The following is a 10344-nucleotide window of genomic DNA, read 5'->3' as shown; positions in this document are numbered from 1 at the left end:
GTCGCAGGCCGCGCCGGGATACTGGTTGTCACGCCAGGTGCCACCGACTTCGCTGCCGCGCTCGACGATGGCGACATCGGTGATGCCGGCAGCGCGAAGACGGATCGCCGCGCCAAGCCCGGCAAAGCCGGCGCCGACGATCAGCACTTCCACCACCTTCACGGCAACGGGATCGGCAGCGCGACGTGAACGACGGCCGGCAACGGGGGCTTCATCTTGATACTGGGTCATCGTTTATCTCTTGTGCTGTTGCTCCTTCCTGCGCACGCGGGGGAAGGCTGGGATGGGGGCATTGGGGCGGAGTGCAGCGTTCGGGGCCAAACGCCCCTCCCCCGCTTAGGCGTCGCAGGTGACTGACATTGAGTCAGTCACCTGCGGGCCACGCGCCCCCGCAAGCGGGGAGGGAGAAAGACTTGCTCAGGCCGCCGTCTTCCAGGTCAAACCCTTGACCCAGGTCGGCGTCGCCTTCAGCCAGCGGCGCGGGTAGTAGTCAGTCAGACGCACCAGCGCATCGACCGGCACGTGGTACAGCGACTTGCGATTGACGACCATCGCCGACTGGTTGCTGATGATCTGGAACCAGGGATTGCGGCGTCCCTGCTCGGTGCGGCCGCCGATCTTCTTGTACTTGTTCATCGCTTCGTACAAGCGCTCTTCCTTGAGGCCGAGCTTCACCAGGTTGTCGCGCATGCGATTGAGCAGCGGCAGATAGGCAGCGATGCCGATCAAGAGCTTCGGGTTCAGCAAGGTGCCGGCAGTGCGCACTGCGAGCTGGTAGGTCTTGCCGTAACCCATCATTTCCAGTACGTGGAAGCCGACGCCGAGATGGCGCGCTTCGTCCTCGTTGATCTTCTCGAACGCGGCGTGACAGACCGGGTCCTGGACGGTGTCGAGCAGGAACTTGCAGAGCGCGCCGTCGAGCGCGATTTCCAGACTCGGGATCACCGAGCCGAGCACTTCCAGTGGCATCTCGTCGCTGTAGGTATCCAGCCAGTCGATGACCAGCCGCAGGTTGATGTTCGGTTCCGGCAGGATCGGATTGTCGTGATCGCCTTCGAGCATGCCCCAGCGCTTCATCAGCGCCATCTCGACATTGGCGTGGCGCTGTTCTTCAGCGTGGAAGTAGCGATAGATCTCGGCCAGCGTGTCGTTCGGCGCTTTCTTCGCCATCGCCGCGAAGGCGCGGGCGCCGACGTGCTCGATCCACATCAGATCGGCCATGAACACTTTCAGCTTGGCGTACTGCTCGACGTTCTCGGTGACCAGTTCGCGGCCCGGCGCATCCCAGTCGATATCGGCCAGCGCCCACTGGGTGTTCTTGATCTTGACCAGCATCTTGTCGATGTCGAGTTGCATGGTTTCGGTTCCGTTTTTTTTGGAAGGGATTCGAGGTTTCAGGCGCGATTGCCAGCGAGGCGGTTCAGCCAGCCGATGCCGCGGCCGTAGCCGACTGGCGCGAAGCGCTTCATGCGCCAGATCAGCTTGGCGTCGACCTGCGGCAGCACGTAAAGCTGGTTGCGATCGAGCGCATCGAGCGTGGTCTTGGCAACGCTCTCGGGAGTGACCGAAGTCCACTGCATCAGCCGCTCGGCCATCTTCGAAGAGCTTTCGCTGATCCGGCCGTCCTTGACGATGTTGGTGGCGATGAAGGTCGGGCACAGCGCGGTGATCTTGATGCCGGTGCCGGTGAACTCCGAGGCCAGCGTTTCGCTGAGCGCCAGCACGGCGGCTTTCGATACGTTGTACGGGCCCATCAGCGGCGCGGCGGCGAAGCTCGCGGTGGAGCCGACATTGACGATGCCGCCACGGCCGAGCGCGCGCAGCTTCGGCGCGAACACATGGCAGCCGTGGATCACGCCCCAGAGGTTGACGCCGAGCACCCAGCGCCAGTCGTCGATCGGTGTCTCGCCAACGACGCTGCCACCGGCGCCGACACCGGCGTTGTTGATCACCAGATCGACCGGCCCGGCCAGCCACTGTTCGGCTTTTACGGCCATCTTCTCGACCTGTTCGAGCTTCGACACGTCGCAGGCGATGGCGGTGGCCTGGCCGCCGGCAGCGCGGATCTGGGCAGCGGTTTCCTCAGCAGTTGCCAGCTTCAGATCGGCGCAGACCACACGGCCGCCGCGGGCGCCGAGTTCCAGCGCAAATGCACGGCCGATACCGCTTCCAGCACCCGTGACCACTGCGGATGCGCTTCTTGATACCTTTCTGCTCGACATCGCTGCTCCTCGTTCTTGGCCTTGTTGAATGTCAATGTCACTAAATGACAGTGACATTGATTGATGGCAAGATAATCCGAGCTATTGTTCGGATTCAATTCGGAAACGGCGGGATAACGAGGGCGATGGCCAGGAAACCGCAGCAGGAGCGTTCAAAGGCGACGATGCAGGCGATCGTCGAAGCCGGCTTCATCAGCCTGCAGACGCATGGCCTGGCGCAGACCACGACGCGGCATATCGCCGACATCGCCGGTGTCGGCGTCGGCTCGCTGTACGAGTATTTTCCGAACAAGGAAGCCGTGTTCAAGGCGATGAACGCGCACCTGACCACGGAGATCGTCGCCATGGTGCGCGCGCTGATGCCGAGCCTGGTGCGCCTGGACATCCGGCCGATGGTGATCCGCCTGCTCGGTCATTTCCGCGAGTTGCTGAACCGCAACGACGGCCGTTATCTGAAGTACGCCGGCTTCTCGATGCACGCCGAGCGCAGCCGCCAGCTCGAAGCGATCCAGCAGCTGCTGGTCGAATTGATCATGCAGTACGCGCTGCACAACCCGCAGTTGACTCGGCTCAGGAATCTGCCGGTGATGAGCTATATCTTCATCCACGGCAGCGTGTTCACGATCATCCGCCACCTGAGCGAACCGAACCCGAACATCAGCTTCGAGCAGCTCTCGGAAGGCCTGGCCGAGATGATTGCCAGCTATGCGGAAGCGGAACTGGCAAAGCTCGATGCCGCGCCGCCGTCCTGATTACTCGGCTGCCTGACCGCCGTACGGCAGCTGCACGCTGAACTTGGTGCCGCGACCAAGCACCGAGGACACCTCGAGCGGCACCTGCAGCTGCAAGGCCGCTTGCTTGACCAGTGCCAGGCCCAGACCCAAGCCCTCGCTTTCCGGATTCAGTTGCTTGAAGGGCGAAAAGATCGCCTCCTGCTGACTCGGAGCAATGCCCACGCCGGTGTCGTAGACGCAGACCTCCAGCCCTTTGCGCCGCCGCCGGCAGCCAATCAGGATACGGCCGGTGCGGGTGTACTTGATGGCGTTGCCGACCAGATTGCCGAGGATCGAACTCATCAATCGCCGATCGCTGAGCACTTCGGCGCTGGACGGCACCACGTCGAGCTGAAGGCCTTTCGAGGCGGCATGCAATGCCCAGCTCGGGCCGAGCGCATCGAACAGCTCGGCCATTTGAAAGGGCACCCGCAGGGGCGCCGCTTCTTCGGTGGAGCCACCGCTGGTAGCAGCCGTCACCAGACCATCCAGCTGCTCGACCAGCGAGTCCACCGCGCGCTGCGCAAGGCCGAGCTGACGCGGCATCGAAGGATGTGTCGGGGCCGCGAGCCCGGTGGCGATCGCATTGGAAATGATGCTCAGCGGCTGACGAAGATCGTGCCCGGCAACGGCCATCAGGTGCGCCTGCCTTTCGGCGATTTCCAACGACAGCCGCAAGGCCTTGCGCAGCTCCAGCAGCGCCATCGTCTGACGCGCCAGGCCCTTCAGGAAGCCGCGCTGATCATCGGTAAGTTGCCGAGGTTTGCGGTCCAGCACACAGACCGTTCCCAGCGCGATTCCCTCGGACGTGCGCAGCACCGCGCCGCCGTAGAACCTCACGAATGGCTCGCCGGTCACCAGCGGGTTCTGGGCAAAACGGGGATCCGCGGCCAGATCGGAGATTTCGAAGAACTCGTACTGGCGAATGGCATGCGCGCAGACGGAAGCCGAGATCGGGGTTTCACGGCAGGCCAGGCCCTGCTCGCTTTTGAACCACTGGCGGGATTCGTCGACCAGACTGATCAGCGCGATCGGAACGTCCAGCGCAAACATCGCCGAGCGTGTGATGTCGTCGAACGCGGGCTCTACCGGCGTGTCCAGCACGCGGTATTCGCCGAGAACCGTGACTCGATCCCGAATGGGTTCCTGATCGCTGCCCGTCATGATCGGCGGAAGGTGTGCTGGATACGTCTGGGGATGAAGGCGGATGACCATATTCGCAGCGCGCCACTGATCTCTGAACGCCTGCACCAATGAGGGTTCTCCCTCGCGATCTTACTTCGCCCGCCTCGCCGTCTGTAGGTGATCGGGAATCTTTCCCGGGACACCCAACAGGCGCCCCGGACAATAAAAAACCCCTGATCTCGCAGAGGTTCCGATAAGTCCAGCGGCGTACAGCTGCGCAAAAATGGTGGGTCGTCTGGGACTCGAACCCAGGACCAACGGATTAAAAGTCCGATGCTCTACCGACTGAGCTAACGACCCCCGTTTCGCGAGGCGCGGATTATAGCTGCAACAGCCTTGCCATCGGCGAGCGATTCAGGAAACCGCGTAGCGGGTCGGATCAGGCAAGCCGGCGGCAGCGAAACCCTCGCGGCGCAGACGACAGGAATCGCAGCGGCCGCAGGCGCGGCCTTCACTGTCGGCCTGATAGCAGGACACGGTTTCGGCGAAGTCGACGCCGAGCGCCGTGCCGCGACGAATGATCTCCGCCTTGCTCAAGCGGATCAGCGGCGTCTCGATCTTCAGTGCGGTGCCTTCGACGCCGGAACGGGTCGCCAGCTGGGCGACTTTCTCGAAGGCTTCGATGAACTCGGGCCGGCAGTCCGGGTAGCCGCTGTAGTCGACGGCGTTGACGCCGATGTACAGCGCTTCAGCGCCCTGTACTTCGGCGAGACCCATGGCTAGCGACAGGAACAGCGTGTTGCGCGCCGGCACGTAGGTGATCGGAATGCCAGGCGTCTCACCCTCGGGGACATCGATCGAGCTGTCGGTCAGCGCCGAGCCGCCGATCAAATCGAGATTGACGTGGATCAGACGATGGGAGGCGGCACCGAGCCTGGCCGCGACCCGCACCGAAGCGTCGAGCTCGGCACTGTGACGCTGACCATAGGCCACGCTCAGGCAATGGCAGACATAGCCTTCGCTGCGGGCGATGGCCAGCGCCGTCGCCGAATCGAGTCCGCCGCTGAGCAATACGACGGCTTTTCGTTGTCCCGCCATCTGCAACTCCTGATCAATGGTTCTCTGCCGTCCCTGGCGAGACGACGCACTCTTGAACGACCGCCGGCCCAGCCAATCCATGGCTGGGCGTGCCAGCGATCGCTAGCGCCCCGGTTCCGCGCCCCAGAGCAGCTTGTGCAACTGCATCTGGAAACGCACATGCAAGCGATCGGCGACGATCCAGTCGGCCAGGTCACGGGCGGCGATCTGGCTCGCGCTCGGCGAAAACAGCACGGTGTGGCGCTCGCACAAACCATGCTCGGCAACGATGGCTTTTGCCCAGTCGTAATCGGCACGGCTGCACAACACGAACTTGATCTGGTCCTGCGGATTCAGCAGCGGCAGGTTGGCCCAGCGGTTGCGTTCGACCTCATCGGAACCCGGCGTCTTGATGTCGAGAATCTTGACCACGCGGGGATCAACAGCGGACACATCGATGGCGCCGCTGGTTTCCAGCGATACCGTGTAGCCGGCATCGCAGAGCGCGGTCAGTAGCGGCAGACAGGCTTTCTGGGCCAGCGGCTCGCCACCGGTCACGCAGACGTGGCGGACGCCATGGCTGGCGACGGTGGCCAGTACCTCGGCCTGCTCGTGCCAGCGGCCGCCGTGGAAGGCGTAGGCGGTGTCGCAGTACTGGCAGCGCAGCGGGCAGCCGGTCAGGCGCACGAACACGGTCGGGCAGCCGACGAAAGTCGACTCGCCCTGCAACGACAGAAAGATTTCAGTGAGCTTGAGACGAGTCGCCGATGCTGCCGGGCGCGTCTGGCGTCCGGACTCGACGGCGATGGAACTCACAACTCAACCTGCTCAGTGCAACTGGCTGAGCCGGGTGCGTGCCTGGGGGGCAGCGCTGGAATTCGGGAACTCCTTGATCACGCGGTTGTAGGCCGCCTTGGCCTGATCCGCTTTCTTCTGGTCCTGCTGGATGATGCCGGTCTTCAGCAGCGCATCCGGAACCTTCGGACTGGCCGGGAATTTCTCGAGCAGCGAGCGATAGCTCGTCAGCGCGTTCGGATAATCCTTCTTGATGTAGTAGGACTCACCGCTCCAGTACCAGGCGTTATCCGAGTAATTGCCCTGCGGGTACTTGACGAGCATGGCCTTGAAGCCGGCCGTTGCTTCGTCGTACTTGCCAGCCTTGAGCTGGTCAAAGCTCTTCAGGTAAAGCGCTTCTTCATCAGCAGCGGTGCTGAGCGGCACATTCGATGGCGGAGCCACCGTGCCACCGAACTGCTGCGCAGCGGGATCACCCGATACGCCACCGATGCTGCCATCAGCCGTTCCGATCGCATGCGCTTCCAGTGCCTTGATGCGGGCATCGAAAGAGGTGATCGCTTCCTGCTGACGCCGTTCCGACTGATCGAAGTCGTAACGCAGCTGCTCGATCAGGCCACGCAGCTTGCCCAGATCTTCGCTGACCTTCTGATCACGGCCGGCATCGACCGTGGTCTGGCGTCGCGAGACTTCCGCGAGCTTGGTCTCGACAGCCTGCAGGCGCCGCTCTTCAGGACTCAGCGCCTGCTGGCCGTTGATCGGCCCGCCGTAATTGTTCGCAGCACATCCAGTCAGTGCCAGCACCGCAAGCAGCGGTGCCAGCCTGGCCGAACGAATGATGCGACGACGTGCAGCAACAATCACGGCGGCCGACATTCGACTTACTGACCGACGATTTCGACGCGACGATTCTGCGACCACGACGCTTCGTCATGACCCATCGCGACCGGCTTCTCTTCGCCGTTCGAGGTCAGTTCGAGCTGGCTGGCGGAAACGCCGGCCGACTGCAGCGCGGCGCTGACAGCGGCCGAACGACGCTCGCCGAGCGACAGGTTGTACTCACGCGTGCCGCGCTCGTCGGTGTTGCCCTGCAGCTGGGCCTTCGAGGTCGGGTTGGCGGTCAGGTAGCGCGCCCAGGCAGCGACGACGTCCTTCGACTCGGCCTTCAGATCGCTCGAATCGAAGTCGAAGTAGACGATGCTCTGAGCCGAGGCCGGGGTGCTGGCGCCGGTGCTCTTGCCGCCAGCCGAGGTGGCAACGCCGCCCTGGGAGGTGGACGTCGGCGAAACCGCATCTGCCGGGGCGTTGGCATTCTTGTCACCGGTGCTGGAGCAGCCGGTGGCGATAGCGGCGACAGCGAGGGTTGCGCAGACGAACCACTTGTTGTTCAACATTTTTCAAACTCCTTGACGACGATTTTGTTGGCGATGATGAACCCTTGCGGGTGACAAGCTGAAGAACCGCAATAAAGCAGACAAATCAGGGCTTGGTGTACGGTGCCCAGGCCGGTTCCCGGACATCGCCGGTGTGCCGCAAACGTTGGCGGATGGAGCCATCAGTCGAAACCGTGGCGAGCTCGGCACCGGAGGAACCTTGTCGTGTGTAAATCACGACCGCGCTGTTGGGCGCAAAACTGGGACCTTCATCCAGGGGGCCGTCGCTGACCAGGCGCATGACGCCCGTTGCGATATCCACAAGCCCGATACGATAACCGGATCCATTGTAATTAACCAGTGCAAGAGTCTTGCCATCGGGCGAGAAGCGCGGCTGTTCATTGCGGCGTCCTTCGAAAGTCAGCCGCTTCGCTTCACCGCCGTCGATGCTCATCGTGTAGATCTGCGCGGTGCCGCTGCGATCGGACAGGAAAGCAACGGTGCGGCCATCGGCGGAGACCGTCGGCGAGGTATCGATGGCGAAGCTGTCGGTGAGCCGGCGACGGCTCTTGGTCGCCAGATCGATGACGTAGATGTCCGCGTTCTTCTGGAAGCTCAGCGTCACCACCAGCTTGGTGCCGTCCGGCGTCCACGACGGCGCGCTGTTGATGCCTTTCTCGCCTAGGAAGGTCACGTATTCGCCGGTCGCAGGCGTCTGGATGATGATCTTCGAGCGGCCATCCTCGAAGGTGACATAAGCGATGCGGCGGCCATCCGGCGACCACGACGGCGACAGCAGCGGCTCGAAACTGCGGGCGATCTCGCGCGGATTCTCGCCATCGGCATCGGCCCAGATCAGCTTGAACTGGCGGCGCCCGCCGGTCTGGATCGAGGTGACGTAGGCAATTCGGGTATCGAAGATCCCCTTGGTGCCGGTCAACTTCTCATAGATCTGGTCGGCCACCTTGTGCGCCATCGACCGCCATTCGGTCGCCCGGGTCGCGGTGGCTTCGATGGTCATGATCTTCTGAGTGCGGAATACGTCGTACAGCTCCGCTGTTGTTTTTGCACCACCACCCGGCAGGATCTGCACCTGACCGATCACCAGCGCTTCCTGACCGAGTGCGCGCCATGTGCGGTAATCGACCTGCGGCTCGGTCACCGGCAGCGGATCGAAACCTTTCATGTCGGCGCGCGCCAGCGAAAGGAACTGGCCGCTGCGGTCGAGATCGGCAGCAACGATCTGGGCGACATCAACCGCCCCGCCCGGCGCCTGCTGGAAAGGCACGACGGCGATCGGCTGGGCCCGCTTGGACCCGCCGACGACGGTGATATCGAGATCGGCTTGCGCCGCGAGACTCGCGATCAGCAGGCATCCGGTGAGCAGTCTTCTGAGCATGTCTTGATCCGTTTTTACGAGTAGGTCGTGTGGACTTACTGCGGTTTGAAAGTGATGTTGACGCCCGACTGGAACGCCCGGGAATCCTTGGGCAACGGCATCGGGCTGGCTTTGTAGACAGCGCGAATCACCGAATCGTCGATCAGTGCGTTGCCGCTCGATTTCCGAATCGTGGCCGACTGCACTTCACCGGTGGCCGACAACTGCATGTTGACCACGCAGACGATGCTTTGATCGGCCGTGCCGGGCGGACGGGTCCAGACACGCTGGATCGCCGCCACCAGCTGCGTACCCCAGATGCTGACTTCCTGCGCGGTGCGCTCGGCCACTTCGGCACCCATCGCCGCAGACAGCTCCGCCTCCATCGCGCGTTTCGCTTCGGCTTCGCGCTTGGTCTGCTCGGCTTTTTTCTTCTTGTCGGCGGCGAGGCGCTTTTCCTCTTCCTCGATCGCCGAGCGCGCGAGATCGTCCTGGCGCTGCTTGTCTTCGGCTTCCTTCTTTTTCTTGGCGTCTTCGGCGACTTTCTTCTTGTCGGCGAGTTCGTCGGCCTGCTTCTTCAGCAACGCTTCCTGGGCAGTCTTCAGCTCGGCGGCTTTCTGCTCGGCCGCTTTCTGTTGCTGCTGCTTGGCCTCCTGTTCCTGCTGCTGCTTGCGCTGGGCTTCGTCCGGCTTCGGCGGCTCGGGCGGCGCTTCGGGCTTCGCCGGTTCCGGGGCCGGCGGCTCGGGTGTCGGCTCCGGCTTCGGCGCAGCATTCGGCTTCGGCAATTCATTCGCCGAAATCAGCTGCCCCTGAATGATCGACACCGGCTCGGGCACGCGGCCGCACTGCACGCCGCTGAACAGCAGCCCGAACACCGCGAGATGCAGCGCAACGGCTGCAACGATATGGCGCGTCTGAACCTTCATCCGCGCTCGGGTTTGGCGGAGGCTGCCCGTGGCACCGTCGGCGCATCGGTAACGAAGCCGATCTTCGCCGCACCGGCCGCCTGCAGCAGCGACATGCCGTTGGCGACCCGGTCGTACTTGACGCCCTTGTCGGCGCGGATCAGCACCATCGTCTGCGGCTTGTTGCGCAGGATCGCGCCGACCCGATCGATCACCGTCTGGTCTTCCAGCGCCTTCTTGGCATCACCGCCGGCATCGAGGAAATACTCGCCGCGAGCACTGACGAACAGGGTCAGCGGCTCGTCATCAGCAGACAGCGTTTCCGCGGTCGCCTGCGGCAGTTCGACATCGATGCCCTGGGTCATCAGCGGCGCAGTGACCATGAAGATCACCAGCAGCACCAGCATCACGTCGATGTACGGCACCACGTTCATTTCGGCGCTCAACCGCCGCTTGCCCTTCTTGGGCGATACCGAACCCGCCATTAGCCGGCCCTCGAGCCGCCGCGCAGGCCGCGATCGACGATGCCGGTCAGCTCTTCGGCGAAGGTCGAGAAGCGATTTTCAAGGCGATCGACGCGGGCGACGAAGAAGTTGTAAGCGACGACTGCCGGAATCGCCGCGAACAGGCCGATGGCGGTGGCGATCAGCGCCTCGGCGATGCCTGGTGCCACCTGTGCCAGGGTGGTTTGCGCCG

13 protein-coding genes and 1 tRNA gene are annotated in these 10344 nt (G+C 63.3%); 1 reads left to right on the top strand and 13 read right to left on the bottom strand.

The window, feature by feature from the left end:
• From QZY06_RS16085 to QZY06_RS16075, 3 genes are all read right to left on the bottom strand, one after another.
• On the bottom strand, positions 1–231 hold a 231-nt coding region (locus QZY06_RS16085), incomplete at its 3' end, for an FAD-dependent oxidoreductase (RefSeq protein ID WP_295686077.1).
• Between the two features lie 186 nt (positions 232–417).
• Positions 418–1356 (bottom strand): hypothetical protein, encoded by a 939-nt coding sequence (locus QZY06_RS16080; RefSeq protein ID WP_295686076.1) that lies wholly within the window; start codon positions 1354–1356, stop codon positions 418–420.
• A gap of 38 nt (positions 1357–1394) precedes the next feature.
• Positions 1395–2222, bottom strand: a complete 828-nt coding sequence (locus tag QZY06_RS16075; protein WP_295686075.1) for an SDR family oxidoreductase — start codon at positions 2220–2222, stop codon at positions 1395–1397.
• Positions 2223–2347: 125 nt separating this feature from the next.
• On the opposite strand from QZY06_RS16075, the gene QZY06_RS16070 reads away from it, so the two are divergent.
• On the top strand, positions 2348–2974 hold the full coding sequence (locus tag QZY06_RS16070; RefSeq protein WP_295686074.1) for a TetR/AcrR family transcriptional regulator: 627 nt from the start codon (positions 2348–2350) through the stop codon (positions 2972–2974).
• On the opposite strand, the gene QZY06_RS16065 is transcribed toward QZY06_RS16070, so the two are convergent.
• The 10 genes from QZY06_RS16065 to QZY06_RS16020 all read right to left on the bottom strand — a co-directional run.
• A complete protein-coding gene (locus tag QZY06_RS16065; protein ID WP_295686078.1) occupies positions 2975–4246 on the bottom strand; it encodes a HAMP domain-containing sensor histidine kinase in 1272 nt (423 codons plus the stop codon). It abuts the gene before it with no gap.
• A gap of 158 nt (positions 4247–4404) precedes the next feature.
• Positions 4405–4480 (bottom strand) — tRNA-Lys (locus QZY06_RS16060).
• A gap of 54 nt (positions 4481–4534) precedes the next feature.
• Positions 4535–5218 carry a 7-cyano-7-deazaguanine synthase QueC gene (queC, locus tag QZY06_RS16055; RefSeq protein ID WP_295686073.1) on the bottom strand — a complete coding sequence of 228 codons (684 nt, stop codon included), beginning with the start codon at positions 5216–5218 and terminating at the stop codon, positions 4535–4537.
• Positions 5219–5320: 102 nt separating this feature from the next.
• Entirely contained in the window at positions 5321–6004 is a 684-nt protein-coding gene (gene queE / locus QZY06_RS16050) for a 7-carboxy-7-deazaguanine synthase QueE (RefSeq protein WP_367275661.1), read from the bottom strand.
• Positions 6005–6025: 21 nt separating this feature from the next.
• On the bottom strand, positions 6026–6868 hold the full coding sequence (gene ybgF / locus QZY06_RS16045; RefSeq protein ID WP_295686071.1) for a tol-pal system protein YbgF: 843 nt from the start codon (positions 6866–6868) through the stop codon (positions 6026–6028).
• Between the two features lie 5 nt (positions 6869–6873).
• Positions 6874–7386, bottom strand: a complete 513-nt coding sequence (pal, locus tag QZY06_RS16040; protein WP_293391778.1) for a peptidoglycan-associated lipoprotein Pal — start codon at positions 7384–7386, stop codon at positions 6874–6876.
• Positions 7387–7471: 85 nt separating this feature from the next.
• Entirely contained in the window at positions 7472–8764 is a 1293-nt protein-coding gene (tolB, locus tag QZY06_RS16035) for a Tol-Pal system beta propeller repeat protein TolB (protein ID WP_295686070.1), read from the bottom strand.
• Between the two features lie 35 nt (positions 8765–8799).
• Positions 8800–9669, bottom strand: coding sequence for a cell envelope integrity protein TolA (locus tag QZY06_RS16030; protein WP_295686069.1), 870 nt, complete (start codon positions 9667–9669; stop codon positions 8800–8802).
• Entirely contained in the window at positions 9666–10133 is a 468-nt protein-coding gene (tolR, locus tag QZY06_RS16025; RefSeq protein ID WP_295686068.1) for a protein TolR, read from the bottom strand. Before tolR ends, QZY06_RS16030 begins: the two co-directional genes overlap by 4 nt.
• A partial coding sequence (locus QZY06_RS16020; RefSeq protein WP_295686067.1) for a MotA/TolQ/ExbB proton channel family protein occupies positions 10133–10344 on the bottom strand: 212 nt, incomplete at its 5' end. The genes tolR and QZY06_RS16020, both read right to left, overlap by 1 nt.

The sequence above is a fragment of the uncultured Nevskia sp. genome (assembly GCF_903885465.1).
GTDB lineage: Bacteria > Pseudomonadota > Gammaproteobacteria > Nevskiales > Nevskiaceae > Nevskia.
The sequence above is the reverse complement of the archived record's forward strand: the minus strand, read 5'-3'. Positions and strand labels throughout refer to the sequence as shown.

Coding starts and splice junctions, on each gene's coding strand:
- ybgF (WP_295686071.1), bottom strand. CDS start 6,868: ATGTCGGCCGCCGTGATTGTTGCTGCACGTCGTCGCATCATTCGTTCG.
- queC (WP_295686073.1), bottom strand. CDS start 5,218: ATGGCGGGACAACGAAAAGCCGTCGTATTGCTCAGCGGCGGACTCGAT.
- tolR (WP_295686068.1), bottom strand. CDS start 10,133: ATGGCGGGTTCGGTATCGCCCAAGAAGGGCAAGCGGCGGTTGAGCGCC.
- QZY06_RS16075 (WP_295686075.1), bottom strand. CDS start 2,222: ATGTCGAGCAGAAAGGTATCAAGAAGCGCATCCGCAGTGGTCACGGGT.
- QZY06_RS16080 (WP_295686076.1), bottom strand. CDS start 1,356: ATGCAACTCGACATCGACAAGATGCTGGTCAAGATCAAGAACACCCAG.
- QZY06_RS16070 (WP_295686074.1), top strand. CDS start 2,348: ATGGCCAGGAAACCGCAGCAGGAGCGTTCAAAGGCGACGATGCAGGCG.
- QZY06_RS16030 (WP_295686069.1), bottom strand. CDS start 9,669: ATGAAGGTTCAGACGCGCCATATCGTTGCAGCCGTTGCGCTGCATCTC.
- tolB (WP_295686070.1), bottom strand. CDS start 8,764: ATGCTCAGAAGACTGCTCACCGGATGCCTGCTGATCGCGAGTCTCGCG.
- pal (WP_293391778.1), bottom strand. CDS start 7,386: ATGTTGAACAACAAGTGGTTCGTCTGCGCAACCCTCGCTGTCGCCGCT.